This window comes from Actinomadura sp. 6K520, from assembly GCF_004349245.1.
In the GTDB taxonomy this organism is placed as follows: domain Bacteria; phylum Actinomycetota; class Actinomycetes; order Streptosporangiales; family Streptosporangiaceae; genus Spirillospora.
This window is the reverse complement of the sequence record NZ_SMLC01000105.1, coordinates 1-26,090: the sequence shown is the minus strand read 5'-3', so window position 1 is coordinate 26,090 and position 26,090 is coordinate 1. Positions and strand designations below refer to the sequence as shown.

26 protein-coding genes and 1 pseudogene are annotated in these 26,090 nt (G+C 71.8%); 14 read left to right on the top strand and 13 right to left on the bottom strand.

All coding sequences use genetic code 11. The features are described 5' to 3' along the window. On the bottom strand, positions 1-1,406 hold a 1,406-nt coding region (locus E1289_RS24685; RefSeq protein ID WP_131984108.1), incomplete at its 3' end, for an NAD(P)H-hydrate dehydratase. A gap of 249 nt (positions 1,407-1,655) precedes the next feature. Between E1289_RS24685 and E1289_RS24680 the strand changes: the two genes are divergently transcribed. The 3 genes from E1289_RS24680 to E1289_RS24670 all read left to right on the top strand — a co-directional run bounded on the left by E1289_RS24680 (position 1,656) and on the right by E1289_RS24670 (position 3,234). Then, the gene (locus E1289_RS24680) at positions 1,656-2,516 is read left to right on the top strand and encodes a helix-turn-helix transcriptional regulator (RefSeq protein WP_131984106.1); all 861 of its coding nucleotides are present in this window, start codon (positions 1,656-1,658) and stop codon (positions 2,514-2,516) included. Positions 2,517-2,555: 39 nt separating this feature from the next. Continuing rightward, positions 2,556-2,777 carry a DUF397 domain-containing protein gene (locus E1289_RS24675; protein WP_131984104.1) on the top strand — a complete coding sequence of 74 codons (222 nt, stop codon included), beginning with the start codon at positions 2,556-2,558 and terminating at the stop codon, positions 2,775-2,777. Positions 2,778-3,024: 247 nt separating this feature from the next. After that, the gene (locus E1289_RS24670) at positions 3,025-3,234 is read left to right on the top strand and encodes a DUF397 domain-containing protein (RefSeq protein ID WP_131984102.1); all 210 of its coding nucleotides are present in this window, start codon (positions 3,025-3,027) and stop codon (positions 3,232-3,234) included. Between the two features lie 162 nt (positions 3,235-3,396). Here the strand turns inward: E1289_RS24670 and E1289_RS24665 are convergent, their stop codons facing one another. From E1289_RS24665 to glmS, 3 genes are all read right to left on the bottom strand, one after another. Then, positions 3,397-4,365: an ABC transporter permease gene (locus E1289_RS24665; RefSeq protein ID WP_131984100.1), complete on the bottom strand. Its 969-nt coding sequence runs from the start codon at positions 4,363-4,365 to the stop codon at positions 3,397-3,399. 7 nt (positions 4,366-4,372) lie between these two features. Beyond that, entirely contained in the window at positions 4,373-5,317 is a 945-nt protein-coding gene (locus tag E1289_RS24660) for an ABC transporter ATP-binding protein (RefSeq protein WP_131984098.1), read from the bottom strand. A gap of 111 nt (positions 5,318-5,428) precedes the next feature. Further along, positions 5,429-7,273 (bottom strand): glutamine--fructose-6-phosphate transaminase (isomerizing), encoded by a 1,845-nt coding sequence (gene glmS, locus E1289_RS24655; protein WP_131984096.1) that lies wholly within the window; start codon positions 7,271-7,273, stop codon positions 5,429-5,431. A gap of 123 nt (positions 7,274-7,396) precedes the next feature. On the opposite strand from glmS, the gene coaA reads away from it, so the two are divergent. Beyond that, positions 7,397-8,338 (top strand): type I pantothenate kinase, encoded by a 942-nt coding sequence (gene coaA / locus E1289_RS24650; RefSeq protein WP_131984094.1) that lies wholly within the window; start codon positions 7,397-7,399, stop codon positions 8,336-8,338. Positions 8,339-8,448: 110 nt separating this feature from the next. Then, the gene (gene murD, locus E1289_RS24645; protein ID WP_131984092.1) at positions 8,449-9,741 is read left to right on the top strand and encodes a UDP-N-acetylmuramoyl-L-alanine--D-glutamate ligase; all 1,293 of its coding nucleotides are present in this window, start codon (positions 8,449-8,451) and stop codon (positions 9,739-9,741) included. A 31-nt stretch (positions 9,742-9,772) separates the two neighbouring features. Here the strand turns inward: murD and E1289_RS24640 are convergent, their stop codons facing one another. Both E1289_RS24640 and E1289_RS24635 read right to left on the bottom strand, forming a co-directional pair. Then, the gene (locus tag E1289_RS24640; RefSeq protein ID WP_131984090.1) at positions 9,773-11,146 is read right to left on the bottom strand and encodes an alkaline phosphatase PhoX; all 1,374 of its coding nucleotides are present in this window, start codon (positions 11,144-11,146) and stop codon (positions 9,773-9,775) included. Positions 11,147-11,228: 82 nt separating this feature from the next. Beyond that, a complete protein-coding gene (locus E1289_RS24635; protein WP_131984088.1) occupies positions 11,229-12,173 on the bottom strand; it encodes a tyrosine-type recombinase/integrase in 945 nt (314 codons plus the stop codon). 466 nt (positions 12,174-12,639) lie between these two features. Between E1289_RS24635 and E1289_RS24630 the strand changes: the two genes are divergently transcribed. The 4 genes from E1289_RS24630 to E1289_RS24615 all read left to right on the top strand — a co-directional run bounded on the left by E1289_RS24630 (position 12,640) and on the right by E1289_RS24615 (position 15,367). Continuing rightward, positions 12,640-13,308 carry a hypothetical protein gene (locus tag E1289_RS24630; RefSeq protein ID WP_131984086.1) on the top strand — a complete coding sequence of 223 codons (669 nt, stop codon included), beginning with the start codon at positions 12,640-12,642 and terminating at the stop codon, positions 13,306-13,308. 178 nt (positions 13,309-13,486) lie between these two features. Further along, positions 13,487-13,888, top strand: coding sequence for a hypothetical protein (locus tag E1289_RS24625; protein WP_131984084.1), 402 nt, complete (start codon positions 13,487-13,489; stop codon positions 13,886-13,888). A gap of 96 nt (positions 13,889-13,984) precedes the next feature. Beyond that, a complete protein-coding gene (locus E1289_RS24620) occupies positions 13,985-15,055 on the top strand; it encodes a hypothetical protein (RefSeq protein ID WP_131984082.1) in 1,071 nt (356 codons plus the stop codon). 18 nt (positions 15,056-15,073) lie between these two features. Next, on the top strand, positions 15,074-15,367 hold the full coding sequence (locus E1289_RS24615) for a hypothetical protein (RefSeq protein WP_131984080.1): 294 nt from the start codon (positions 15,074-15,076) through the stop codon (positions 15,365-15,367). Between the two features lie 228 nt (positions 15,368-15,595). Here the strand turns inward: E1289_RS24615 and E1289_RS24610 are convergent, their stop codons facing one another. Genes E1289_RS24610 through E1289_RS24595 form a run of 4 tightly spaced genes read right to left on the bottom strand, consistent with a single transcriptional unit; the run spans position 15,596 to position 19,104 of the window. Then, positions 15,596-16,312, bottom strand: coding sequence for an ABC transporter permease (locus tag E1289_RS24610; RefSeq protein ID WP_131984078.1), 717 nt, complete (start codon positions 16,310-16,312; stop codon positions 15,596-15,598). Between the two features lie 4 nt (positions 16,313-16,316). Beyond that, positions 16,317-17,288, bottom strand: a complete 972-nt coding sequence (locus tag E1289_RS24605; RefSeq protein ID WP_131984076.1) for an ABC transporter ATP-binding protein — start codon at positions 17,286-17,288, stop codon at positions 16,317-16,319. Next, a complete protein-coding gene (locus E1289_RS24600) occupies positions 17,285-18,163 on the bottom strand; it encodes an ABC transporter permease (RefSeq protein WP_131984074.1) in 879 nt (292 codons plus the stop codon). The genes E1289_RS24605 and E1289_RS24600 overlap by 4 nt, the downstream gene beginning before the upstream one ends. Then, on the bottom strand, positions 18,160-19,104 hold the full coding sequence (locus tag E1289_RS24595) for an ABC transporter ATP-binding protein (RefSeq protein ID WP_165970595.1): 945 nt from the start codon (positions 19,102-19,104) through the stop codon (positions 18,160-18,162). Before E1289_RS24595 ends, E1289_RS24600 begins: the two co-directional genes overlap by 4 nt. Positions 19,105-19,307: 203 nt before the next feature. Here E1289_RS24595 and E1289_RS24590 point away from each other — a divergent pair, with 203 nt between their 5' ends. Further along, positions 19,308-19,976 (top strand): HNH endonuclease family protein, encoded by a 669-nt coding sequence (locus E1289_RS24590; protein WP_131984072.1) that lies wholly within the window; start codon positions 19,308-19,310, stop codon positions 19,974-19,976. 25 nt (positions 19,977-20,001) lie between these two features. After that, positions 20,002-20,319 (top strand): hypothetical protein, encoded by a 318-nt coding sequence (locus E1289_RS24585; RefSeq protein WP_131984070.1) that lies wholly within the window; start codon positions 20,002-20,004, stop codon positions 20,317-20,319. Here the strand turns inward: E1289_RS24585 and glmM are convergent. The 3 genes from glmM to rplM form a co-directional block, all read right to left on the bottom strand. Next, positions 20,316-21,659 carry a phosphoglucosamine mutase gene (glmM, locus tag E1289_RS24580; protein ID WP_131984068.1) on the bottom strand — a complete coding sequence of 448 codons (1,344 nt, stop codon included), beginning with the start codon at positions 21,657-21,659 and terminating at the stop codon, positions 20,316-20,318. The two genes, E1289_RS24585 and glmM, sit on opposite strands and share 4 nt — an antisense overlap. A gap of 224 nt (positions 21,660-21,883) precedes the next feature. After that, the gene (rpsI, locus tag E1289_RS24575) at positions 21,884-22,390 is read right to left on the bottom strand and encodes a 30S ribosomal protein S9 (protein ID WP_131984066.1); all 507 of its coding nucleotides are present in this window, start codon (positions 22,388-22,390) and stop codon (positions 21,884-21,886) included. A 115-nt stretch (positions 22,391-22,505) separates the two neighbouring features. Beyond that, complete coding sequence (gene rplM, locus E1289_RS24570; protein ID WP_131984064.1) at positions 22,506-22,958, bottom strand: 50S ribosomal protein L13; 453 nt, start codon at positions 22,956-22,958, stop codon at positions 22,506-22,508. Between the two features lie 734 nt (positions 22,959-23,692). On the opposite strand from rplM, the gene E1289_RS24565 reads away from it, so the two are divergent. The 3 genes and pseudogenes from E1289_RS24565 to E1289_RS24555 all read left to right on the top strand — a co-directional run. After that, positions 23,693-24,460 (top strand): CAP domain-containing protein, encoded by a 768-nt coding sequence (locus E1289_RS24565; protein WP_243713113.1) that lies wholly within the window; start codon positions 23,693-23,695, stop codon positions 24,458-24,460. 117 nt (positions 24,461-24,577) lie between these two features. Beyond that, positions 24,578-25,615, top strand: coding sequence for a hypothetical protein (locus E1289_RS24560; RefSeq protein WP_131984062.1), 1,038 nt, complete (start codon positions 24,578-24,580; stop codon positions 25,613-25,615). Between the two features lie 24 nt (positions 25,616-25,639). After that, a pseudogene (locus E1289_RS24555) lies at positions 25,640-26,090 on the top strand (hypothetical protein); the annotation flags it as partial.

Genomic DNA, 26,090 nt, shown 5'->3' with positions numbered 1-26,090 from the left:
GGGCCGGGTTCGGGGGCGGCGGCGAGGCGGCCGGCGAGCCCGTGCAGGTAGGCGCCCGCGGCCGCCGCGTCGATGGCCGGCATGCCGCCCGCCAGGAGCGCGCCGACCAGGCCGGACAGGACGTCGCCCGTCCCGGCGGTGGCCAGCCGCGGCGTGCCGGTCGGGTTGACGCGGACGGGGCGGTCCGGCTCGGCGACCAGGGTCGTGGAGCCCTTGAGCAGGACGGTCGCGGACAGCTCGGCCGCGGCGCGCCGGACGTGCTCCAGGCGCCCGGCCTCGATCGCCTCCCGGTCGGCGGCGATGAGGCGGGCCAATTCGCCCGCGTGCGGGGTGAGGACGGTCGGGGCCGCACGGCGCAGAAGGTCGCGGCGGCGGGCCAGCACGGTGAGCCCGTCGGCGTCCACGAGGGCGGGCAGTTCGGTGGTGAGGACGGCCTCCAGCAGCGACTCGGCGGCGTCGCCGGTGCCGAGGCCGGGGCCGACGACCCACGCCTGCACGCGTCCGACGCGTTCGAGGACGCCGGGGCCGTGGGGACCGGGCTCGATGACCGTGGTGACGGCCTCGGGCCAGCGCCGCCGGACGAGTTCGGCCGGGCGGGCGACGGAGGCGAAGCGCACCATGCCCGCTCCGCCGTGGACGGCGCCGCCCGTGGTGAGGACGGCCGCGCCGGTGAACTCGTCGCCGCCGGCGAGGACGCCGACGACGCCGCGGCGGTACTTGTCGGACTCGGAGCCGGGCTCGGGAGGCTGGACGTCCGCCGGGCGGGCCGCGACGACGTCCGGGTCGGGCAGGTCGGGGCCGAGCCCGATGTCGACCAGTTCGACCACTCCGCAGTGGGACGCGCCCGGGTCGATGAGCAGGCCCGGCTTGTGGGTGCCGAAGGTGACGGTGACGTCGGCGTGGACGGCGGTGCCCTCGACGCGGCCCGTGCTCGCGTCCACGCCGCTCGGGACATCGCAGGCGACGACGACGCCGGGCGCCTGCGAGGCCAGCGCGGCGAACCGGGCGTAGGGCTCGCGGAGGCCGCCCGTCCCGCCGATGCCGGTCAGCCCGTCGATGATCAGGTCGGCCTGGCCGATGGTGGCGTCCTCGCCGTTCCGCAGGACGCGGCCGCCCGCGGCCAGCAGGGCCGCCAGGCCGCCTTCGTGGATCTTGGAGCCGGCCTGGACGGCATGGACGCGGGCGCCGCGCCGGGCGAGGCGGGCCCCGGAATAGAGGGCGTCGCCGCCGTTGTCGCCGCCGCCGGCGAGGAGGACCACGCGCGACCCGTACACGGCGGGCAGGACGCGGGCGCAGACGGACGCCAGCCCGGCGGCCGCGCGCTGCATCAGGGCGCCGTCCGGCAGCCGGGCCATCAGGGCCTCCTCGGCCGCCCGGACCTTGCCGACCTCGTGCGCGTACCTCATCCGCGGCTCCCCAAGTCGATCACACACTTAGAGTGCCACGCGAAGCCCCTTCGCAACCGTCATCCCGAACGGCACCGGGTGCACCCTCTGGTGTGAGTTGTAACTTTTGCTGCAACTTTCGGTGCCAGATGCGACCGGGGATCACCGGCCGTAGAATCGTGTTCATCCGGTCCGATGCGTTCGCACCGCGGCCCCCCGTGATGCGGAATGCGCCCAGATCAGTCCGCCGGGACTGGAGAGGCCCCATCGATGAGCACTTCCCGCGGTCCCTCCGTCCGGCAGCGGCGGCTGGCCGCCGAACTCCGGAGACTGCGCGAGCGGCGGGGGCTCACCGGTGACGAGGTCGCCGACCGGCTGACCTGGTCGACCGCCAAGGTCTCCCGGATCGAGAACGCGCGGACCGGTGCGAAGATCAGCGACGTCCGGCGCCTCCTCGACCTCTACGAGATCGACGGTTCCCGCCGCGACGACCTCATCTCCCTGGCGCACGACGCCGCCCAGCGGGGGTGGTGGGAGGAGTACCGCGACCTGCCGAGCGAGCTGGCGGACTTCATCGCGCTGGAGTCCGAGGCCACCGCCGTCCGGGAATGGGGCAGCACCGTCTTCCCGGGGCTGCTGCAGACGGAGAGTTACGCGCGGCACGTGATCGGCGGCTGGAGCGACCTCGCGACCCTGCCACCGCAGGAACTGGAACGCCGGCTGGACGTGCGAATGCGCCGCCGGGACCTGTTGCGCGGCGCCCATCCGCTGGAACTGTCGGCGGTTATCGACGAGGCGGTTCTGCAACGCCGGATCGGCGACCGCAAGGTGATGCGGGAGCAGCTCGAACATCTGTGCCGGATGACCGAGCTGCCCAACGTTACGCTACAGATACTGCCTTTGGACGTAGCGCACTCGGTGTTGGCAGAGTCCTTTATACTTCTGGAATTCTCACCGGTGCACGACATCGTTTTCCCTGATATCGTTCACACCGAATCCCTGACGATCAGCCACCTCGCGGACGAGGCTGTCACTTATATGTACAGGCTCGCTTATTCAAGCCTGGCCGATCAGGCCCTGGACACCGCCGAGTCACGGCGGCGCATCACCGCGGCCAGAGACGCCTGGTGAGGGTCCGCAAAGGGGCTCAATCCTTGTGAAAGGCACTCGGTGTCCCCTTTCGCCACTCCTGCTCCGCAATGGAGGAGAAGCGCCCACTGCGGGGCGAGCAACACGTGCGTCGAAGTCGCCGCACTGGCCGGTTCGTCCCATTCCATCGGGGCGCGCGACGCCAAGCACGGTACGCAGAGCCCGGTCCTGTCATTTTCCCAGGGAGAGTGGCGGGAGTTCGTCGGACGAGCCAAGAAGGGCGAATTCGACGTGCGTCGATGAGACGCGGCGCGCGCCCCGCCGCCGCCCGCTGAGGGCACGGTAGGGCGCCGCGGTGGACGGGCCGGGTCCACACCGGACTCGGCTCGCTGCCCCTCCCAGCGGTAACTCCGGTCCTACCTCGCCACTCCTGACACCCGCGCATCGCCCAGACCGCAGGTGATCAGGAGTTTTTTGTGATCTTGTTACCTTGTGCTTGGCACCGGCAGCGCAGCCGCAGCCACCCGCAACTCTCAAGGCAGGAGCCGGTATGAGTTCGTTTCCTGAAACGCCGCCCGCCCGCTGGAGAAGGAGCGTCCGATGCGGCGCCAGCAATGGGTGCGTCGAGGTCGCAGGGCTGGGCGACGGCGCGGTTTCCGTGCGGGACACCGAGAACACCGCGACGAGCCTGGCGTTCGGCCCCGCCGAATGGCGCGGGTTCATCGAGCGGGCCAAGGCGGGCCGCTACGACCACCCCTGAAAAAATCCCTGCAACTTACACCGTCACTGAGAATCTCAACACGAACAGAGAATTGCGCTAATGAGCGATGAACGCGTTCCGCTCCCTGCCCACCGAACGTTTTCACGCCGCGCGCCACAATGCCCGACGAATTTCCATCCGTGATCAGGTCGAGACCATTGTTCAGGCCACGCGGACGCCCCTCGGTACCCGGCGGAGGGGCGTCCGCAGCCGGATGACCGTGACACTTATCGCACCGGCGGCGAGGGCCAGGTTGAACGCCAGCCCGTAGGGCCACACGGCCCCCTCCCCGTCGTCCCGGCCCCGGCGGCCGTCGCGGTGCCGGCTGTCGCGCACCGCGCGGCTGATCCCGCCGAGCGGATCATTCGAGGGCTCCCGCGTGAACACCTCGTCGCCGACGACGTACTCGCGTTCCGGAAGCCGCGGCGCGGCATCGGCCAGCACCACGACCGGGTTGGGGGCGAGCAGCCACCAGACCCGGTCGGGACGGTCGTCGGTGTATCCGCCGTACCCGTCGTCCCGATGCTCGGCCGCGAGCGTGGCGCCGATGCCGAAGAGCAGCGGCGTTCCCACCAGCAGCGCGAAGACCGTCAGGTACGACATGAGCACCGAGGTGATGCTGCGTGCCAGCAGCGCCGACCACGCCTGGGAGACCGCGCAGACCACGCCGATGAGCAGCGCCGTGACGAAGAGGACGACCACGGCGCGTCCCAGGCCGATCGCGCCCTCCGCGACCGGCCACAGCACGCACGGGAGCGTGAGCAGCAGCGTCAGCAGACCGCTCCCCCAGGCGGCGGCCAGCTTGCCGAGCGCGATGTCCCCGGGCGCGAGCCGCGTGACCTGGAGCGTGGCGAGCGTGCCGCGCTCCCGGTCGCCGTTGATCGACTGCCCGCCCAGGGCGGGGGTGACCAGCAGCGTCAGCACCAGCACCCCGAGCAGGACCGCGCCGAACATGGGCACGCCCGGCTCACCGTAGGAGGAGGTGTCATCGGACCCCATCGCCAGCCGCAGCAGCAGGCCGAGGCCGTTCACGACCACGAACCAGACGGCCATGAGCGTCTTCCAGCGCCCCGTCCGCAGCCGGGTCGTGACCTCCATCCGCGCCACCAGGCCGATTCCGTGCAAGGTCACCGCAGCCTCATCTCCGGTTCTCGGTCATCGCGAGGTAGGTCGATTCGAGCGCGCTGCCGGCGGGCGCGAGGCCGGTGACGGGAACCCCCGCGGTGACGAGTTCGGCGAGCAGCCCGGCGGCCTCGGCCTCGTTGAGCGGGCCGACCTCGGCACCGCCCGGCACGTCGGCGGCGTCCAGCCAGGTCAGCCCGTCCAGAGCGGCCGCGAGGGCCGCGGCCAGCCGGTCCCGGTCGAGCGAGCGGATCCGCCAGCGGACGCGTGCCGCCGGTCCGGCGAGATCGGCCATCGCATGGTCTCCGGCCGTCCGGCCGTGGTCGACGAGGACGACCCGGTCGGCGATCTCCTCCAGCTCGCTGAGGATGTGGCTCGACACCAGCACCGCGACCCCGTCCGCCGCCAGCGACCGCAGCAGGTCGCGCAGCTCGATGCGGGAGCGCGGATCCAGGCCCGACGCGGGCTCGTCCAGCAGCAGGACGCGGGGACGGTGCACGAGCGCGCGGGCCAGGCCGAGCCGCTGCTTCTGGCCGCGCGACAGGGCGTGCACCGGCTGCCCGATGCGGTCCTCCAGGTGGACGAGGCTGAGCAGCGCCCTGAGCCGCCGCGGACGCTCCTGTTTCGGCAGCCCGTAGGCGTCGGCGAAGAACGCGAGGTACTCGTCCACGGTGAGCTGGTCGTACACGCCGAACGTGTCGGGCATCCAGCCGAGCGCGTCCCGGGCCTCGGCGGGACGGGTGAGCGCGTCGTGCCCGGCGATCCGCACCGTGCCCGCGTCGGGGGCGAGCAGCGTCGCGAGGACGAGCAGCAGCGTCGTCTTGCCCGCGCCGTTCGGCCCGACCAGCGCCGTGACCTGCCCGTACGGGACGGTGATGTGCAGGCCGTTCAGGGCTCGCACGGGACCGAAGTCCCGCGTCACCCCGTACGCCTCCACCCCGAGTTCGCCGTTTCCCGCCATCCGCGACCTCCCGACGCCGGCCGGTCTCACCTTCCTGGGACGCGGCCCGGCACCGGAAGGTTCAGGCGCCGGAGGCCCCATGCGGCCGGCGCGGGACGGTTCGCTCGCGGGCTACTCGACGGTGACGGACTTGGCGAGGTTGCGGGGCTGGTCGACGTCGTGCCCCTTGGCGGAGGCCAGCTCGCACGCGAACACCTGCAGCGGGACGGTCGTGACCAGCGGCTGCAGCAGCGTCGGCACGGCCGGCACGCGGACGAGCGTGTCGGCGTACGGCTCGACCGACTCGTCCCCGTCCTCGGCGATGACGATCGTGCGGGCGCCGCGCGCCCGGATCTCCTGGATATTCGACACGATCTTGTCGTGCAGGACGTCCCGCGCCCGCGGCGGGACGACGACCACGACCGGCAGTCCCTCCTCGATGAGCGCGATCGGGCCGTGCTTCAGCTCGCCCGCGGCGAAGCCCTCCGCGTGCATGTACGCCAGCTCCTTGAGCTTCAGCGCGCCTTCGAGGGCGACGGGGAAGCCCACGTGCCGGCCGAGGAACAGGACGCAGTGCTCGTCCGCCAGGGACCGGGCCAGTTCACGGACCGGCTCCATCGTCTCCAGGACCTTCTCCACCTTCTCCGGCATCAGCTCAAGGAGCTGCACCATGGCGAAGACCTCGTCCCCCCACTTGGTGCCGCGCACCTGCGCGATGTAGAGGGCGATGAGGTAGACGGCGACGAGCTGGGTGAGGAACGCCTTCGTGGACGCGACCGCGATCTCCGGCCCCGCGTGCGTGTACAGGACGCCGTCGCACTCGCGCGGCAGCGTCGAGCCGTTGACGTTGCAGATGCCGAGCAGCTTGGCCTTCTGCTCCCGCGCGTGCCGGACGGCCATCAGCGCGTCCATCGTCTCCCCGGACTGGGAGATCGCGATGACCAGCGTCGTCGGGGACAGGATCGGGTCGCGGTAGCGGAACTCGCTGGCCAGCTCCACCTCGCAGGGCAGGCCGGCCCAGTGCTCGATCGCGTACTTGGCGATCAGCCCGGCGTGGTAGGACGTTCCGCACGCCACGATGATGATCTTGTCGACCTCGCGGAGCTCCCGGTCCGGGATGCGCATCTCGTCCAGGTGGAGCCGGCCGTCGGCGCCGATCCGGCCGAGCAGCGTGTCGGCGACCGCCCGCGGCTGCTCGGCGATCTCCTTGAGCATGAAGTAGTCGAAGCCGCCCTTCTCCGCGGCGGACACGTCCCAGTCGACGTGGTACTCCGTCACCTCGGCGGGCCGCCCGTCGAAGTCGGTGACGGTGACCCCGCCGGCCCGCAGCTCGACGATCTGGTCCTGGCCCAGCTCGATCGCGTCCCGGGTGTGGGCGATGAACGCCGCGACGTCGCTGGCGAGGAAGTTCTCGCCGTCCCCGACCCCGACGACCAGCGGCGAGTTCCGGCGCGCGCCCACCACCAGGTCGGGCGAGCCGGTGTGCACCGCGACGAGCGTGAACGCGCCGTCCAGCCGGCGGCAGACGCGCCGCATCGCCTCGGCGAGGTCCCCGCCCGCCTTCAGCTCGTCCTCCAGCAGGTGCGCGACCGCCTCGGTGTCGGTGTCGGAGGCGAGCCCGTGCCCCGCCTCCTCCAGCTCCGCCCGCAGCTCGGCGAAGTTCTCGATGATCCCGTTGTGGATCACCGCGACGGAGCCGGTGCAGTCGACGTGCGGGTGCGCGTTCCGGTCGTTCGGCGGGCCGTGCGTGGCCCACCGCGTGTGCCCCATGCCGAGCGTCCCGGCGGGCGGCGGCTCCTCCTCCAGCGCGCCCCGGAGGTTCACCAGCTTGCCCGCGCGCTTGGCCGTCGCCAGCTTCCCGTCGGCCAGCACGGCCACCCCGGCCGAGTCGTAGCCGCGGTACTCCAGCCGCGCCAGCCCCTCCACGACCACGTCGAGCGCCTGCCGGCCTCCTACGTACCCCACGATTCCGCACATGGCGGCAACTCTATTCGGTGTCCCCCGCGGGACCTACAGGCACGGGACACCGAACCGTGACGTCAGCGTGGCCGGCCGGTGAAAACCCGGTCATTGGACGGGCCGCCGGTTACTGTTTCAGCCATGACGAGCGGATGGGACCCCGTGCCGAACCCGTACGTGGAGCTGACCAGGGAAGACTGGCGGGGGCTGCGCGAGAACACGCCGCTGCCGCTCACCCCCGGCGAACTGGACGCGCTGCGCGGGCTGAAGGACCCGATCGACATCACCGAGGTCGAGGAGGTCTACCTGCCGCTGTCCCGGCTGCTGAACCTGTTCTTCCAGTCCGACGGGCGGCTGCGCGACACCGTCAGCGGCTTCCTCGGCGGCGAGGTCCCGCCGACCCCGTTCATCGTCGGCGTCGCCGGCAGCGTCGCCGTCGGCAAGTCCACGACGTCGCGGCTGCTGCGCACGCTCCTCGCCCGCTGGCCGGAGCACCCGACCGTCGAGCTGGTCACCAGCGACAGCTTCCTGTGCCCGAACTCGGTCCTGTCCGAGCGGGGGCTCATGGACCGCAAGGGCTTCCCCGAGTCCTACGACCGCCAGGCCCTCGTCGGGTTCGTCTCCGCCGTCAAGTCGGGCGTGGACGAGTACGCGATCCCCGTGTACTCGCACCTGGAGTACGACGTCGTGCCGGACGCGACGCAGACCGTCCGGCGTCCCGACATCCTGATCGTCGAGGGGCTGAACGTCCTGCAGGCACCGCCCGCCGGCAGCCTGGGCGTCGCGGACTTCTTCGATTTCTCCATCTACGTGGACGCCCGCGTCGAGGACATCCGGCAGTGGTTCATCGACCGGCTGTTCGCGCTGCGCCGCACCGTGTTCACCGACCCGCGCTCCTACTTCCACAAGTACGCGCACGAGCTGGACGAGGACGAGACCGCCGCGTTCGCCCAGCGCGTCTGGCGGGACGTCAACGAGATCAACCTCGTCTCCAACATCCTGCCGACCCGCTCCCGCGCCACCCTCGTCCTGCACAAGGACAGGGACCACGCCGTCCAGCGCGTCCGGCTGCGCCGCATCTGACACCGCGCCCCGGACGGGCGTGTCGCGTCTCGGCGTCCGGGTGGCGAGCGCCGCTGCAGTACCCTTCGAGCGTTCTGCCACTTCCAACGTCCGTGCGGGGAGTCTCCGGGATGCGAATCGCAGTTGTCGGCTATGGCGTCGAGGGACGTGCCGCCGTGGAGTACTGGCGACCGCGTGGCGACATCGTCGTCCACGACCGCAAGGACGTCGAACTCCCCCCCGATGTCGAAGGCCGGACGGGCGCCGACTACCTGCGGGGACTGGACGAGGCCGACCTGATCGTCCGCGCCCCCGGCGTGCACCCCGGCGCGCTGCCGGGCGGCAGGCCGGTGACCAGCGTCATCGGCGAGTTCCTGGCCGAGTGCCCGGTCCCGGTGATCGGCGTCACCGGCACCCAGGGCAAGGGCACCACCTGCACCGCCATCGCCGCCATCCTGGGCGCCGCGGGCCGCCGCGTGTTCCTCGGCGGCAACATCGGCGTCCCGCCCCTGCAATTCCTCCCGCAGTTGCAGGACGGGGACCTGGTCGTCCTCGAACTGTCCAACATGCAGCTCATCGACCTGACGCGCTCCCCGCACATCGCGGTCGTCCTGCCGGTGACGCCCGACCACCTCAACTGGCATCCCGACATCGAGGAGTACTACGCCGCGAAGACCTCGATCACCGCGTACCAGAAGCCGGCGGACACCGTCTTCTTCGCCGCGGGCAACCCGGTGGCCGAACGGGTCGCCGCCGCCGGAGCGGGCCGCAAGGTGCCCTTCGGCGTTCCTGCGGGCTTCCACGCGGCGGACGGGGCGATCCACGACGGCACGACCCGGCTCCTCGACCTCGCCGACAGCCCGCTGCTCGGCGAGCACAACGTCGCCAACCTGACGGCCGCGGTCGCCGCGACGTTCGACCTCCTCGGCCGCGACGTCTCGCTCCTGCGCGAGGGGGTATGCGCCATCAAGCCGCTGCCCCACCGGCTGGAGCCCGTCGGCGAGTCCGGCGGCGTCACCTACGTCAACGACTCGCTGTCCACGACGCCGGAGACCGCGCGCGCGGCGATGGCCGCCTTCCCCGGGCCGAAGGTCATGATCTTCGGCGGCTCGTCCAAGGGGCTGGCCTTCGACGCGCTCGCCGGGTCGGTGGCCAAGGAGAACATCCGGGGCATCGTCATCATCGGCGAGGTCGGGCCCCGCATCGCCGCCGCGCTGGACGAGGCGGGCATCACCGGGCACACCGTCGTCAACGGCCCGATGACCGAGGTGGTCGCCAAGGCCGCCGCCATGGCCCGTCCCGGCGACACGGTCCTGCTCTCCCCGGCCTGCGCCAGTTTCGGTGACTACCGCGACTACGCCGACCGCGGAAACCAGTTCAAGGCCGCCGTCCAGGAGCTCATCGGCCAGGAGCCCACCGGCTAGGAGGCCGCGCCCGTGCTGCTTCCCCGCGGGCCTAGTAGCGGTTCCAGGGGCCAGTGACGGCGAACGTGGTGCCCGGGTCGTAGACGTTGACGTACATCGTCGTCCGGCCGCCGCCGCAGAACGTCACGCCCGCGAACTCGCCCCACTCGGGCTCGGCCTCGGTGCCGATGTTCTGCCGGTTCCGGGCCACCGGGTACACCTCGCGGCGGCGGGTCACGCCGTACACGTGCTGCTCGCCGCCGCCGTCCTCGCACACCATCAGCCCGCCCTGCGGCGCCAGGCAGATGTTGTCGGGCGACTCGCCCGGTGTCCGCACGTCGGTGTCCGGCCCGAAGACGATCACCAGGGTCAGCCGCCGGCCGCGCGGCTCGTACGACCACACCTGCCCGAAGTGGTCGGCGCCCGACCCCTCGGCCCTGCGCGCGAAGCTCGTCACGAAGTAGACGCGGTCGCCGCCCCAGTAGCAGCCCTCCAGCTTCTGCGCGTGCGTGACGCCGCCGCGCCCGAAGTCCTGGAACCGGATCGGGGTCTCCTTCGCCAGCGGATCGGGCACCCGCTTCCACTGCACGCCGTCGAGCACGGTGCCCGGCCGCTGCACCGTCGACAGGTCCGGGACGCCGGGAACGTGCATCGCCTCAAGCCGCCCACCGGCCCGCAGGCTCCCGAACCCGCCGCGCGGCCGCTCCGGCAGGAACCGGTAGAACAGCCCGAACGGCCGCTCGAACGCGTCCTCGGTCTCGTACACGGTCCCGTCGCGCGGGTCGACGGCGATCGCCTCGTGCTGGAACCGCCCCATCGCCTCCAGCGGCTCGGGGACGGTGCGGTCCTGCCGGTACGGGTCGACCTCGAAGACGAACCCGTGGTCCCTGGTGTAGTTCCCGGTGCCCGCCTTGTCCTCGTTCTCCTCGCAGGTCAGCCAGGTGTTCCACGGGGTGGGGCCGCCCGCGCAGTTCACCGCGGTCCCGGCGATGGCCACCCGCTCGGTGTGGACCCGGCCGCCGTGCCCGACCTCCAGCGCGGTGCAGCCGCCCAGTGCGCCCGGGTCGTAGGTGACGCCCTCGACCGGCGGCACCCGGTGCGCGGCGTCCGGGCGGTTCTCGTGGTTGCGGACGAGCCAGGTGCGTCCCCTGCCCGGGAAGGCGGCCATGCCGTCGAAGTTGCTCGGGACCGCCCCCTCTCCCGAGCGGAGCCGCTCCCCCTCGCGGGACAGGACGGTGTACCGGAACCCGCGCGGCAGGTCCAGCACCCCTTCCGGGTCGGGCACCAGCGGCCCGTACCCCGCACGGCCGCCGGCCGCCGCGGCGGCCGCGTCACCGGCGAACAGTTCCTCGACGGCGCCGGTGAAGGCGATCCCCGCCCCCACCGCGCCCGTCCCGGCCAGGAGCCGGCGTCGGGAGACTGACATGGCACACACTCCCCTGGGGTGGACGATCAGATACCCCACGGCCGTTGTAACACGCGTCACACCGCCGGGATATGGCAGACCCTCACAGTGCCGGGCCGCGCCGTCCCCGTACCGTGGCGTCCTCCTCCCCGGCCGGATCGTGCGGCAGGCGAGGGTCGACGTAGCCGGCCAGGCTCCGGATGTCGTCGTGGCCCGACAGGGCCATGAGCATCGGGCCCGTCCAGCCGTCCTCGCCGAGGTGGGTGAGGCGGGAATGGCGGAGCTGATGGAGGGTGTAGCCCTGCCCCTCCGGGTCGATCCGTCTCGTGGCCTGCTTGAAGAGGTACTGCGCGCGTTCGTAGGACAGCCGGCCTCGCCCGGTCACCGGGCACAGGTCGCCCGCCTCGGGCATCCGGGCGGGCGCGGGCCGCCGGTCGGTGAGGAAGACCGGTCCGCGCCGGCGTCCGGCCACCAGGTCGGAAAGCCGGCGCGTCGTGCCCGACTGCCAGCGCACCCACCGTTCCACGCCGTCCTTGGTGACGCGCCCGCGGTTGTCGGCCAGGTCGAGGTCCTCGACGTCGAGCGAGAGGACGAGGTCCGCCCTGGCCGCCGACTCGTACAGCAGCCGCCAGAGCACCCTCTCCCGCGGCGGCACCTCGCGGCGCTCCAGCAGGTCGGCGATGATCTGCCGGTCGATGACGCGGGTGCGGCCGCGCGGCTCGGGGCGGCGCTCGATGCACGCGGCCAGGTCGCCCATGTCCCAGCCGCGCCGGACGGCCCAGATCGTGAGCGACCGCAGGGCGGCGCGATGCCGGTTCCAGGTCCGGGCGGCGGCCTCGTCCCACGCGGCGGTGAACACCACGGCGATGCGCTCGGCCGTCATCCGGTGGAGCGGGACGTCCCCGCCGAACTCCCGTAGCAGCCACCGGATCGTCTGCGCGTACGACCGGATGGTGTCGCCGTCCAGGTCCCGGCGCGCGAGGAATGCCTCGGCCGCCTCCTTCAGCGAGACCGCGGTCGCCGTGATCGTTTTCCTGGATTTGATCATGACGCATTCCCCAAGCGCTCGCAGATCAGGGTGTGCGTGTTCATAACGGCAGAGCTGTCCAAGGCGTCCACTTCCTTGCGATTGCTGATATTCGGTCTCCACGGGAGACCGCCGGTACCAGCCTCAAGCCTTGCCCGGACGCTTCCCGCGAGAAACCTCAGGCGATAGGGAATTGTCTCGCCGGCCCTCAAGAGTCACCGTGCGGATATCCGGCCATAGCCATGACAGGGAATCGATTATTCCCTGTCACATTGCACATCATGTTCTTCTGCCATGGACATTGCTTTACCGTTCGCTGGTTCTCAGGCAATGGCGTTTCTGCGTAGCGTTGGGTCCGGTCGAAGACCACGGCGGTTTCGCCGCCGATCTGAATAACAACCGGCGAAACGCCATGAACACAGCCGAGGCGATTTCCATGGGAGCCATAAAGGCCCCCGGTCGCCGCACCTATCGGAGAGGTGAACTCATGACGACCTACAGTCTCACCGTCATCAACGAATCGGAGCTGATGCAGGGCAGCCCCACCTTCGCCGTCGTGGCGGAGCTGCCGGAGGCCCGCACCAGCAGCGCCCTCAGCACCGCCTGGCTCACGCAGGTGATCCACCCGGGGAACCGGTACACGTTCTCCTGGGAGATCGAGTGGGGTTTCGCGTGGTCGGCGAACGGCACGGTCAAGGACTACCAGTGGGTGGCGAACGGCGCCCTGCCCGCCGATCCGGCGTCGAGCGCCCGGTGCGCGGCCACCTTCGACTACATGAGCGGGGACTTCCTGCTCAAGCCCGCGACCCAGACGCCGGCGCCGAACAACGACCGGCTGTGGATCGAGGACACCAGCGCCATCCCGCGGCCCAGCGTCCAGCCGAGTTCGGTCGGCGTCACCCTGAACGGGCAGCCCGCCTGCGTCGCGGACGCCGGTCCCAACCTGGAGCACGTCTTCACGCTGCACCCGACGTACTACATCGTCGCCGGGAGCTTCCAGCAGTGCCAGATGGTCGACGTGGCGACGCTCACGCAGACCCAGGAACTGGAGTACGACGACGGCGTCGCGGCGCTGACCGTGGTCCTGGACGGCGCCAACACCTGGCAGGTCGCGCACGGCGCCCTGGGCGACCCGGCCAGGCCGCTGCGGTCGTGACCGCCGCGCTTCCCGTTTGATCACCGGCCCGGCCGCCGGGTCCCCGTTCCCGCTCGGACGGAGCGGAAGCGGGCGGCCCGGCGGCCCCGCGCGGCCGGCACGGCCGGACCTTCCCGGGCCCGAATGCCGGTCGGCGCCGGGAAACCGTTCAAAACACGGAGAGCGAAAGGAGAAGTCCATGCCGCAGTTACTGCAGGGAATGCCGCGCATGCTCGACCAGACCAACCGGGCGATCAGAAGGCAGATCAGCGACCAGGCCCGCGACATCGAGTTCGCGGACATCTGGCGCACCGGCGGCAATGTGGTTCCGCCGAGCAGGCACAATCCCGTCCGCATTGACAACCAGGGCGTCGGTTACGACGTCATCGACAACACCGGCACCGGTCATGGCAGGGGCCAGCAGATCGTCGCGAGGGGAGGAAACGCCACCTATGCGATCGTCTGCGTGGCCGATGACCTGAGAATTCTGCACGCCGAACAGGATCACCCGCAGATCGGAACGGTGCTGGCGCTGCTGCGGAACGCCTTGAAGCTCAGCGCGAGCAGCGATCCGGGATGCGTCTACATCGTCGTGCCGTAGCCGACGACCTCCACATTGGGAAACCGCGAGCGCCCGGCGGAGCACGAGATCGCCGCCGGGCACGCACGACCACCTTTTTGAGAAGGGCATTTAATCATGGGTAAGCATGGTTCATATGGCTCCGGCCCCGTCCCGAACGCGGTCCGGAACGCCAGAGACGAGATCGCGGCGGCCATCCACGCCACCGCCCGGAGCATCCCGGCCGCCAGGGCCGCCCGGGACAACCTGGGCACGGGCAACGCGCGGGGAGTGGCGATCGGGCTGGGCGACTCCACCGGCGGGACGTCGCCGGTCGTCACCGTCTACACGGCGACACCGGTCGCGCCCGACGACGCGCGTGCGATGGTCGTCGACGGCTTGGGCGTCCGATCGGCGGCCGACGTGCCGCTGCGGTTCGTGACGAGCGGGGCCATCCGGGCACGCGCCAACGACCGCCGCGTCCGCCCGGCGCCCGGCGGGTTCTCGATCGGGCATCCCGAGGTGACCGCCGGAACCCTCGGCTGCCTCGCGAAGGGCCGGAGCGCTCCGCGGCGCGACGACTTGCTCTGCCTGAGCAACAACCACGTCATCGCCAACACCAACGACGCCGAACTCGGGGACCCCATCTACCAGCCGGGGCCCGCGGACGGCGGCGGACCGGGCGACGGGATCGCCGTGCTGGAGAGGTTCGTCCAGCTCCGGTTCGACCTCACGCCGAACCGTGTCGACTGCGCCACCGGCCTGTGCGATGCGAAGGCGGTCACGCCGAAGATCGGGTACGAGGTCGGCGACGACGTCGAGTACTTCCGCATCGGTGACCGGCCCGTCCCGGCCTCGCTGGGTATGCTGGTCGGCAAGTCCGGCCGGACCACCGGACTCACCCAGGGGATCGTGACGGGTCTCGCCTGGTCCGGGGTGGTCGACTACGACGGCGACCGGATCGCGTTCTTCGAGGACCAGATAGTGATCTCCGGGCTCGACGCCGACGCGTTCTCCGCCGGCGGGGACTCGGGCTCGTGCGTCTGGCGGTGGGACGAGACGCGGCACGTCGTGGGCCTGCTCTTCGCGGACACGTCGGCAAGCGACGACGACGACGATGACGTGGACGAGCTGAGCGAGATCACGCTCGCCAACCCCATCGAGGCCGTCCTCGACGAACTGGACATCGATCTCTACACGGGCGAATAGCCCCGGGGAGGAGAGTTCGTGGACGAGAATCGGGAACCGGGAGACCACCGGCCACCGCATGACCGACCGGAGGGGGCGGCACCCGAGCCGCCCCCCGCCCCGGACGTCCCGCTCAACGACGTGATCCGGCGGCACCGGGGACGGCTGCTGGCGATCGACGGCGTCCAGGGACTCGACCACGGCCGCGCCGCGGACGGGACCGACGTGATCCGCGTCCACATACGGGACGCGTCCGTCCGCCGCGCGGTGCCCGGGGAACTCGACGGGCACCCCGTGACCACCATCGTCACGGGCAGGTTCAAAGCACACTGACCGGCGGCGCGAGCCGGCGGCGGGTCCGATGGTCCCGCCGCCGACGCCCGCATGTGAGCACCCGCATGTGAGCACCCGCATGCCGGTCGGCGCCGGCGACCGGGAGCGTCCGCAAGCGGAAGGTGACGGGGAACGCGGCCGCGAGCGCCCGTTCCGGCCTCGGCGTCGTCCTCGGTCGTCGCCATGGACCGCGGCCTCCTGCGCCCTGCCCGCTGACCGGGGACCGCGCTACTCGGCGCTGGCGACGGGGAGGGAGCGGAGGCGGCGGGTGGCGAGGAACATGGCCGCGAGCGCCACCACGACCAGCAGCGTGATCGCCACGGGCAGCCCGACGGTCGAGGTGACCATCGACGCGTCGGTGAGCGCGTCGGCGACCGACAGGGACCACTGCTGGACGGACGCCGACTTGGCGCCCGGCGCGAAGCTGCCGAGGAGGGTCTCCCACACCAGCGCGTACAGCAGGCCGATCGTGACGGCGTTGCGGCTCAGCACGCCGAGGGCGACGAACACCGCGCTGTAGGTGACCCCGCCCACGAGGATGCCGATCGTGAAGGCGGGCGTCACCTGGGCGGTGGTCCCGGCGAGGACGAGCCCCGCCAGCAGCGTCGGGACGACCGCGAAGACCGTCACCAGGGTGATCGCGACGACCAGCTTGGTCAGCACGATCACCTCCCGCGGGATCGGCTTGGTCAGCACGTACATGATCTGGCCGTCGTCGATCTCCGGGGCGATCACGCCCGTCCCGGCGATCAGCGCGAGCAGCGGCAGCAGGGTCGCGAGACCGAAGCTCTGCAGAACCTGCGCCGAGAGGTCCAGGTCGTTGTTGCCGGTCGCGCGCAGGATCACCGAGAGGACCAGCAGGAGCAGCGGCAGGACCAGCAGGAGCAGCGCGCGCTTGCGCCCGAGCATCGCCCGGAACGTGATCATCGCGATTGTGGGGTTCATCGAATCACCGGGCCACCAGGTAGGAGAAGACGCTTTCCAGGGACTCGTCCGAGGGGGAGACCTCCCAGAGGCGCACGTCGGCGTCCCGGGAGACCCTCGGGAGCAGCCAGGTGAAGCGCTGGAAGTCGACGGCCTCGACCTGCAGCCCCTTCTCGGTGAGCTGGACGCTGCGGGCCGAGCCGTCCGCGATGATGGCCGCGGCGAGCCGGCGGTCGTCGGACGAGCGGACGAGGAACACGTGCGGCCGGTCGGTCATCAGCCGCCGGATCTTGCGGAAGTCGCCGGACGCCGCGTGCCGCCCCGCCACGATCACCTCGATGTGGCTGGCGAGCCGCTCCACCTCCTCCAGGATGTGCGAGGAGAACAGGATGGTGCGCCCCTCGTCGGCCATCCGGCGGATGAGGTCCATGAGCTGGAGCCGCTGCCGCGGGTCCATGCCGTTGAACGGCTCGTCCAGCAGCAGCACCGGCGGGTCGTGCACCAGGGCGGACGCCATCTTGATGCGCTGCTTCATGCCCTTGGAGTAGTTGCCGATCGGGCGGCCGGCGGCGTAGTCCATCTCCACCAGGCCGATCGCGCGGCGCGCGGCGGCGGCCGGGTCGGGCAGCTTGTGGAGCTTCGCCATCGCGAGGATGAACTGCTCGCCGGTGAGGAAGTCGTAGGCCGACTCCCGCTCCGGAACGAGGCCCAGCTTGCGGTAGACGCCCGGGTTCTGCCAGATCGGCGCCCCGTCCAGGGTGACGGTGCCGGACGACGGCGCCAGGAACCCGCCCATCATGTGGATGAGCGTCGACTTGCCGGCGCCGTTCGGCCCGAGCAGCCCGGTGACCCCCGGCCCGACCTTCATCGACACGCCGTTGACCGCCACGACGTTGCCGTACCAGCGGGAGACGTTCTCCAGAACCAGCTCACTGGTGGTGTTACCTGCGGGGGGACGACCCCCCGCACCCCCCGGTTCGCTCCGCTCAATATTCATGAGAGCCCCGCCTTCCGGAACCTGCGGTACAGAACCGCGATCGAGCCGAGGATGATGGCGGCGCACAGGGCCAGCGCGACCAGGCCGCCGGTGAGGCCGGGCGCGATGCCGACCGAGGACGACTCGGCGCCGAGCAGCCTGACCTGGACGATGTCCACCAGGTTGAACGGGGCCCCCAGCCCGGCCCAGCCCTGGAGGGTGAAGTTCGTCCGCTCCTCGGCGATGCCCTGGACGATCCCGACGATCGTGGTGCTGAGCATGTAGACGGCGATCACCGCGGCGACGCCGAACCCGCGCCGCGGGGTGAACGCCGCGATCACCATCCCGATCGCCGCCAGCACGAGCGCGAACAGCACGCAGCCGACCAGGCCGCCCAGGTACTCCAGGACCTGCCGCCCCGGGTCGGGCGCCTTGGCGACCAGGCCGCCGACGTACAGGAGGGTGACCGGCACCGCCATGAGCGCGAACAGCGCGGTCGCCAGCGCGGCGCTCTTCGCCAGCACGAAGTCGAGATGGCCGACGGGACGCGAGAAGTACAGCGGAATGACGTGGAACCGCACCTCCCGCGAGGCCAGCACCGGCGCCTGCGTGGCCAGGAAGATCGCCACGATGACCTGCATGATGTTCGCGTAGGCCGCGTAGGGGATCAGCGCGTCGTCCTGGTCGGTGAACGCGAACACCGCGACCGACCCGGCGGCGGGCAGCAGCATGATCGCCGCCAGCAGGAACGGCATGATCTTGGCCCGCGCGGGCCGGCCGAGGCCGAACGCGGCGCGCAGGTTGTGCACGTACAGGGACCGCAGCACGTAGGCGCGCCCGCTGCGGGGCCCGTCGTAGTGGCGGTAGCCGATGTCGTGGATCGTGCTCGTGCTCATCGGGACGCCTCCTGCGGGACGCTTCCGGCCGCGCTCTCCGCCGGAGGCCCGGCCCGGAAGACCTCCTCGATGTGGTGGCGGCGCTGCTCCATCCGGATCAGCCGCAGCCCCAGCTCGGCGACGCCGTCCCGGATCAGGTCGTAGGTCGTCTCACCGGCGATGTCGACGACGAGGAACCGGCCCTCCGGCTGGACCGACACGCCCTGCTCGTAGAGGTGGCGGCCGAGCTCGTCGCGTCCCTCGTCCACCTCGACGGTGAGGACGCCGCTGGCGGCCGTGTACGCCTCGACGGCCTGGGAGCGCAGCAGCTTCCCGCCGTCGATGATGACGACGTGGTCGCAGACCCGTTCCAGCTCGCCCAGCAGGTGCGACGTGACGAGCACGCTGATCCCGAACTCGGCGCCGATGCGCCGGATCAGGTCGAGCATCTCGTCGCGTCCGGCGGGGTCGAGGCCGTTGGTGGGCTCGTCCAGGAACACGAGCTTCGGGTCGTGGACGAGGGCCTGCGCGAGCTTCACCCGCTGGCGCATCCCGGTGGAGTAGCCGCCGATGGGACGGTAGCGCTCCTCGTACAGGCCGACGTGCCGGAGCGTGTCGGCGGCGCGTTCGCGGGCCGCGGTCGGGGGGAGCCCGGACATCCGGGCCATGTGCACGACGAACTCGGTCGCGGACACGTCCGGGGGCAGGCACTCGTACTCGGGCATGAACCCGACGCGCTCCCTGATCCGCAGGCCCTCGCGCGCGATGTCGAGGCCCAGCACGGTCGCGGTTCCGGACGTCGGCGGCAGCAGCCCGAGCAGGATCTTGATGAGGGTCGACTTGCCGGCGCCGTTGGCGCCGACCAGCCCGACGACGCCCGGCTCGACGGCCACGGAGAGGTCGTCCAGGGCGGTCACCCGGGGGAACCTCATCGTCAGGCCCTGGGTGGCGATGATCGGCATGCACACGAACCTAGCGGCTGGCCGGGCGCGCCACGTCAACCTAAAGGGCGATACGAGGCAGCCTTTCGTCCGCCCCCGGATCGACCTTCGTCACCCCGCGGTTCTACCCGTGGACGGTTGCCCATGGGCAGGTGGCCACGGCACCGGCCCATACGGTTTGATCGGTATCCACATACATATCCATATATGTCGGGCGGTGGGTCATGGTGCGGACGGCTGTGGCGGGTCTGGCGCTCGTCATCCCCCTCGCGGTGGGTTGCGACGCCAGCGTGGGTCTCTCGGAGAGCGGCTCCCCCGCTCCGGGCGCGACGCAGGACAAGCCCGGGTCCGGCGACGAGAAACGCGCCCGCACCGCACTGGCCGGGCTGCGGATCGCGTCCGAGGGCGACGGCGGCGGGTACGAGCGCGACAAGTTCGGGACGCGCTGGAAGGACATCGACCGCAACGGCTGCGACCAGCGCAACGACGTCCTCGACCGCGACCTGTCGGACGTCGGCAAGAAGGGCGACTGCGTCGTCATGAGCGGCCGGCTCCGCGACCCCTACAGCGGCAAGGAGATCACCTTCGCCAAGCAGGACGCGGCCGAGGTGCAGATCGACCACATCTACCCGCTCGCGCTGGCCTGGCGGATGGGCGCCTCCCGGTGGAGCGAGGACAAGCGGGAGAAGTTCGCCAACGACCACGACAACCTGCTCGCGGTGTGGGGCGTGCCGAACCGGCAGAAGAGCGACTCCGGCCCCGGCGAATGGAAACCGCAGAAGGGCTACCAGTGCACCTACGCGGTCAAGTACATCGCGGTCGCCGACGAGTATTCGCTCCCCGTCACCCGCGCCGACCACGGAGCCCTTGAGGACTTCCTGGGACGCTGCTGAGCGCGCCCGCCAATATGCTCCTCGCATGAGCGAATCCAACGGCAGGGCCCAGGACACCACGAACGACGCGGACGAGCGGCCCCGCGTCCGGACCGAACGCGGCATCGGCGCCCGCGCGACCGGCGCCGAGGTGACGGGCGCGTCCGCCACCGGCCTCAGCCTGCGCCTCGGCAACGGCCTCGGCTCCCTGGCCATGGGGTCGATGGCGCTCGGCGCGCTCGCCGTCGGCGCCGTCGCCATCGGCAAGCTCGTCGTCAAGCGCGCGGTCATCGCCCACCTGGAGGCCGGCACGGTGGAGATCAAGCACCTCAAAGTCGGCCGGCTGGAGATCGACGAGCGTTAGCCGAGGGCGGTGCGGACGACGTCGGCGAGGCGCTCGGCGACCTCCTGCGCCTGCTCCTCCGATGCCGCCTCGACCATCACGCGGACCATCGGCTCGGTACCGCTCGGCCTGATCAGCACCCGGCCCGTCTCGCCGAGCCCGGTCTCGGCGGCGGCGATCGCGGCGGCCAGCTCCGGCGAGGTCTTCGCGCGGTTCTTGTCGACGTCCTTGACGTTGATGAGCACCTGCGGAAGCCGCACCATCACCTTCGTCAGCTCGTCCAGGGACCGGCCGCGGCGGGCCATCGCGGCGAGCAGGTGCAGGCCGGTCAGGACGCCGTCGCCGGTCGTGGCGTGGTCGAGCATGATCACGTGGCCGGACTGCTCGCCGCCGAACCCGAAGCCGCCCTCCCTCATCGCCTCCAGGACGTACCGGTCGCCGACCGCGGTCTCCACCACGGTGATCCCGGCGTCCCGCATCGCGAGCTTGAACCCGAGGTTCGACATCACGGTCGCGACGACGGTGTCGGCGGCCAGCGCTCCCGCCTCCCGCAGCTCCAGCGCCAGGATCGCCATGATCTGGTCACCGTCCACGATCTCGCCGGTCGCGGTCACCGCGAGGCAGCGGTCGGCGTCGCCGTCGTTGGCGATGCCCGCGTCCGCGCCGTGCTCCTTGACCGCTTCGCGCAGCGCCTCCAGGCTCGTGGAGCCGCAGCCCGCGTTGATGTTCAGGCCGTCCGGCGCCGTCCCGATCGTGAACACCTCGGCGCCCGCGCGGCGCAGCGCCTCCGGCGCCACGTCACTGGACGCGCCGTTCGCGCAGTCGACGACGACGCGCAGGCCGTCCAGCGACACCGGGACCGTGGTCAGCAGGTGCGCCACGTACTGCTCGACCGCGCCGTGCGCCTCCCGGACGCGGCCGACCCCGGCGCCCGTCGGCGGCTCCCACGGCTCGCCGAGCCGCGCCTCTATCCGGTCTTCGAGCTCGTCCGGCAGCTTGTAGCCGCTGCGGTCGAAGAACTTGATGCCGTTGTCGGGGGCGGCGTTGTGCGAGGCCGACAGCATGACGCCGATATCGGCGTGCAGCTGGTGGGTCAGGTACGCGACGGCGGGCGTCGGCAGGACGCCGAGCAGCAGCACGTCCACCCCGGAACTCGCCAGGCCCGCCACCACGGCCGCCTCCAGGAACTCACCGGAGGCCCGCGGGTCGCGCCCGACCACCGCGAGCGGCCGGTGGCCCTTGAACGCGCCCTCCTCGCCCAGCACCCGCGCCGCGGCGATGGACAGGTCCATGACGAGCGGGGCGGTCAGATCGCGGTTGGCGAGCCCTCGCACGCCGTCGGTCCCGAACAGACGAGCCACAGTTCAACTCCCGAGAGAAAACGGAAACCGCGCGGCCCCGGACGAGGGTCGCGCCCCGCCCGCGCCGCGCGGTCAAATCTAGTGGGCACCGGGTCCGCCGTCCGGCCGCGAGGCGAGAGCGCACGCGGCCCGGACCGGTCGCGGACGGGTCCGTGAGAAGCAGCCGAGCCGCCGCACCCGCCGGCCCTTCGAGGGCCAGGGGGTGCGGCGGCTCGTACCGCCGGTCAACGCTTGCTGTACTGGGGCGCCTTGCGGGCCTTCTTGAGACCGGCCTTCTTGCGCTCGGGGACCCGCGCGTCACGGGTGAGGAAGCCGGCCTTCTTCAGGGCCGGGCGGTGCTCGATGTTCGCGAACTGCAGCGCGCGGGAGATGCCGAGGCGCAGCGCACCGGCCTGGCCGGTGGTGCCGCCGCCGGCGACCCGCGCGAGGACGTCGAACTGGCCTTCGAGGCCGAGCAGCACGAACGGCTCGTTCACGATCTGCTGGTGGACCTTGTTCGGGAAGTACTGGTCCAGCGAGCGGCCGTTGATCTTCCACTGGCCGGTGCCGGGGACGATGCGGACCCGCGCGATGGCCTGCTTGCGGCGGCCGGTGCCGGCGGCGGGGCCGGTCGCGACGGGCTGGCCGAGGAAGCTCTCGCCCGCGGCCTCGGGCGTCTCGGTGCTGTACTCGGACGGGGCGTCCTCGTACGAGTCGAGCTGCTCGGTGCTCGGCTCGGTGGTCTCGTCCACGGTTCTCCTTGGGTGTTCTAGCCAGGGCGGCGGGCCCGGTCTGCGGGTGCCCCGGCGGCCTCTTGGTCCAGGTCGCGCACGTTGCGGCCGGTGGGCCGGATCGTGCGCGGGGGTGTCACTTGCTGAGCTGGCTGAGCTGGGTGATCTCGAACGGGACCGGCTTCTGCGCCTGGTGCGGGTGGTCCGGCCCGGCGTAGACCTTCACCTTGCCGAACATCTTCCGGCCGAGGGAGTTCTTGGGCAGCATGCCCTTGATCGCCTTCTCGACGGCCCGCTCGGGGTGCTTGGCCAGCAGCTCGGCGTAGGTCACCGAGCGGAGGCCGCCCGGGTAACCGGAGTGCCGGTAGGCGCGCTTGCGCTCCGCCTTGTTGCCCGACATCGCCACCTTGTCGGCGTTCACGATGACGACGAAGTCACCGGTGTCGATGTGCGGGGCGTAGATCGGCTTGTGCTTACCCCGAAGCAGCTGCGCGACCTGACTGGCGAGACGGCCCAGCACGACATCGGTCGCGTCGATGACGTACCACTGACGCTGGACGTCAGCGGGCTTAGGGGTGTACGTGCGCACGGTCGTCAGCCTTCGTTTCTCGTCGACTTCAGTGGTTGATCGTCGCCCGTCCTGACGGGCGGGCGATGTTCATCAGCGGAATCCTGCTCGCGCCGATCAGCGAACTCGTCCGACCTGGCGCTCCGGGAGGCCGGGCCCCGATCCGGCGCCCGCACCGGCGGCGCGGGCACTGCGGGGACACCCCGACACGTCGTTGCATCGCCGGGACGCTCGCACTGGGCAGGCGTCGACACACAACAACCACGCAGAATACCCGTCCGCGCACACAAGAGCAAAGCAGCGCCGTACCCGGCGGGCGCCGCCGGGCGCGGAGACGGTCAGCACCCCCGCGATCACACTAAGTGGCCGTTTTGCCGTTTTTTGGACGATCTTCGTAACCAGATGTACATAACGGGATATGGTGCCCGGCGACCGGTCCACGCCGGCTCCGGCCGGCCCGCACACGGGAGCCCCCGCTGTCTACTCCCCGCAGACCAGGCGAGAACCCCGGACGCCGCCCCTCCCGGTACCCCGGGCAGGACGGCGCCGGAGCACGTGACGCCGCCGCCCGCGGCGTCCCCTTCGACGACCCCTCCCGCGACGAGCTCGTCGCCGGTGGGCCACGGCGCGCCGCCTCCCACTCCGGGCCGCCCAACGGCCGCCGTCCCCAGGGCGGGCGCCCGCCGGGCGGACGTCCCCCCGGCAAGGGGCGCAAGCGCTCCCGGGCGAAGAGCGTCACCGGCATCGTGGTGGCCGTGACCGCGTCCGGCCTCGCGATCTGCACGGGGGTGGCGATCGACCGTTTCGTGCTGCCCGACCTGCGGTCGGAGCGGACGGCCGCGTCCGGCCCCGAGGCACGGCCGTCCGCCGTGATCCCGGCGGGACCGGAGAGCGACACCCCGGCCGGGGCCGGAACGGGCACCGAAGGCGGCGGCGAGCGCCCGTCCGGTGCCGCGCCCGCGCCGACCGCGGACCAGCAGACGCCGCCGCTGAAGGCGATGCGCGACCCGAGCCGCTCGTCCGCCAAGCCGTCCCCGTCCAGGGAGCCCACCGCCTCGCGGCCGCCGGCCGGCGGCGGCTCCTCCGGCGGCGGGTCGGGCGGCTCCGGCGGCTCCGGCGGCGGGTCGGGGAACACGGCCGGGCAGTCCGGACCCGAGGCCGCCGTGGTGTCGCTCACCAACGCCGAGCGCGCCAAGTCCGGCTGCGGGGCGCTGCGCGTCGACCAGCGGCTCGTCACCGCGGCCCGCAAGCACTCCGCCGACATGGCCGCCAACAACTACTTCTCGCACACGTCGCAGAACGGCGACAGCCCGTGGGACCGCATGGCGGCCGCCGGATACCCCGACGCCGGCGCGGAGAACATCGCCAAGGGCTACCCCACCGCGGCGGCCGTCGTGAAGGGGTGGATGAACAGCCCGGGGCACCGGGCCAACATCCTCAACTGCGGCCTGCGGGCCATCGGCGTCGGCATGGCCTCCGGCCCCGGCGGGCCCTACTGGACGCAGAACTTCGGCCGGAAGTGAGCCGCGCCGCTCCCGGCGGTGACCTTCGGCGATTCACCGGCGTCCGGTTCGCCCCCATGTCATGGTGGGTGTTCCGAAGGTCCAGAGCCCCGCACGAGGAACGGTAAGGTCCAACCCATGGGTTATCCGGGCGATCAAGGCCAACCCGGCGGCTGGCCTCCTCGGCAGCCGCCGCACGAGCCGTACGGACCCGGAGCCGAAGTGCCGCCGTACGGCCAGGACAGCGAAGCCCCTTTCGCACCGCGCGACGAGGCCCCTTTCGCACCGCGCGACGAGGCCCCTTTCGCGCCGCGCGACGAGGGGCCGGGCGCGATGCCGCCGGGCGGTCCCGGCGGCCGGTTCGACGACGACCGGTTCGGCGATCCCTACGGCCAGGCCCACGGGCCCGCCGAACCCGTGCCGCCCGGCGGGCCGGGCCGACCCCGGAAGGGCCGCCGGACGCCGCTGGTCATCGGTGCCGCGGCGGTCGCCGGGCTGGTCCTCATCGGCGGCGGCATCGGGCTGTCGTCCATGCTGAAGGACGACTCCAAGGCGGACGCCAAGCCGTCCCAGGCCGCGGACACGCCGACGCCCACGCCCAGCCCCACCAAGCCCGTCCTCGCGCCCGTGAAGCTCAAGAGCCGCACCACCGACCCCAAGCCGCTGACGCTCAAGGAAGTCTTCGGCAAGGGGAGGTTCAAGGCGCACGGCCACAACTACGTGCGGACGGCCGTGAACGCGAAGGAGAGCTGCGCGTCGGTCGTCGGCGGCAGGACGCTGGAGACGACCCTCAAGCGGGGCCGCTGCACGCAGGCGCTGCGGGCCACCTACGCGCTGACCGGGGGCCAGCTCATCGGCACCGTCGGCGTGTTCAACCTCCAGACCGAAGCCGCGGCCAAGAAGGCCGTGAAGGCCGCCGCCGCCAAGGACGCCTTCCTGCAGGCGCTGCCGGGCAAGGGCGTCTCCAAGAGCAACGGCAGGGGCGAGGCGCTCGGCACGTCCCAGGCGCGCGGCCACTACCTGCTCATGACGTGGGTGCAGCGCCCGGACGGGAAGAAGATCCCCGCGAAGCACCACGCGGCCGTCCGCGTCTTCGGCGCCGAGATGGTGAAGGGCAGCAACCTGGCCCTGGCCCTGAACTACAGGGAAACCGAAGGCGAGCCCCTCCAGAAGTGACCTGTATGAATACCCTCTCTGCCTATGTCTGGTTCTAGAGACGCCCGGGAGTCCGCCGAGGAGGCGGGGGCGGCCGCCGTCCCCGCCGACTCGGTGCCGCCCAGCTTCGGCGGCGCGGCTCCCCCGGCCGATCCGCCGCCGGCGGACGCCGAGCCCGCCGCGGAGGCGGAGCCCACGGCGTCCGACTCCCTCCGGCTGCCTCCGTTCGGCCTGGAAGCTCCCTGGTGGGCCGCCGAGTCCACCGAGACGGCCCCGCCCGGCGAGGACGCCTCCCCCACCGCATCGGAGACCGCCGCCCCCGCCGAGGGCGGCGCCAAGGGCGGTGCCGCCACGGAGGAGGCCCCCGCCGTCCCGCCCGGGACGCTCGTCGCCGGTGTCGGCGTGCCGAACGTCGACTCCCGCGGTGCCGTCCCCGCCGACCCGATCGTCAAGCGGGCCCTCGCGTCCGGCGACACCGACCCGGACGGCTTCCCCG

What these genes read in the sequence shown, in the direction of transcription:
- E1289_RS24680 (WP_131984106.1), top strand. Translation starts at nt 1,656, where the DNA reads ATGAGCACTTCCCGCGGTCCCTCCGTCCGGCAGCGGCGGCTGGCCGCC.
- E1289_RS24670 (WP_131984102.1), top strand. Translation starts at nt 3,025, where the DNA reads ATGAGTTCGTTTCCTGAAACGCCGCCCGCCCGCTGGAGAAGGAGCGTC.
- E1289_RS24660 (WP_131984098.1), bottom strand. Translation starts at nt 5,317, where the DNA reads ATGGCGGGAAACGGCGAACTCGGGGTGGAGGCGTACGGGGTGACGCGG.
- glmS (WP_131984096.1), bottom strand. Translation starts at nt 7,273, where the DNA reads ATGTGCGGAATCGTGGGGTACGTAGGAGGCCGGCAGGCGCTCGACGTG.
- coaA (WP_131984094.1), top strand. Translation starts at nt 7,397, where the DNA reads ATGACGAGCGGATGGGACCCCGTGCCGAACCCGTACGTGGAGCTGACC.
- murD (WP_131984092.1), top strand. Translation starts at nt 8,449, where the DNA reads ATGCGAATCGCAGTTGTCGGCTATGGCGTCGAGGGACGTGCCGCCGTG.
- E1289_RS24640 (WP_131984090.1), bottom strand. Translation starts at nt 11,146, where the DNA reads ATGTCAGTCTCCCGACGCCGGCTCCTGGCCGGGACGGGCGCGGTGGGG.
- E1289_RS24635 (WP_131984088.1), bottom strand. Translation starts at nt 12,173, where the DNA reads ATGATCAAATCCAGGAAAACGATCACGGCGACCGCGGTCTCGCTGAAG.
- E1289_RS24630 (WP_131984086.1), top strand. Translation starts at nt 12,640, where the DNA reads ATGACGACCTACAGTCTCACCGTCATCAACGAATCGGAGCTGATGCAG.
- E1289_RS24625 (WP_131984084.1), top strand. Translation starts at nt 13,487, where the DNA reads ATGCCGCAGTTACTGCAGGGAATGCCGCGCATGCTCGACCAGACCAAC.
- E1289_RS24620 (WP_131984082.1), top strand. Translation starts at nt 13,985, where the DNA reads ATGGGTAAGCATGGTTCATATGGCTCCGGCCCCGTCCCGAACGCGGTC.
- E1289_RS24610 (WP_131984078.1), bottom strand. Translation starts at nt 16,312, where the DNA reads ATGAACCCCACAATCGCGATGATCACGTTCCGGGCGATGCTCGGGCGC.
- E1289_RS24605 (WP_131984076.1), bottom strand. Translation starts at nt 17,288, where the DNA reads ATGAATATTGAGCGGAGCGAACCGGGGGGTGCGGGGGGTCGTCCCCCC.
- E1289_RS24600 (WP_131984074.1), bottom strand. Translation starts at nt 18,163, where the DNA reads ATGAGCACGAGCACGATCCACGACATCGGCTACCGCCACTACGACGGG.
- E1289_RS24595 (WP_165970595.1), bottom strand. Translation starts at nt 19,104, where the DNA reads ATGCCGATCATCGCCACCCAGGGCCTGACGATGAGGTTCCCCCGGGTG.
- E1289_RS24590 (WP_131984072.1), top strand. Translation starts at nt 19,308, where the DNA reads ATGGTGCGGACGGCTGTGGCGGGTCTGGCGCTCGTCATCCCCCTCGCG.
- E1289_RS24585 (WP_131984070.1), top strand. Translation starts at nt 20,002, where the DNA reads ATGAGCGAATCCAACGGCAGGGCCCAGGACACCACGAACGACGCGGAC.
- E1289_RS24560 (WP_131984062.1), top strand. Translation starts at nt 24,578, where the DNA reads ATGGGTTATCCGGGCGATCAAGGCCAACCCGGCGGCTGGCCTCCTCGG.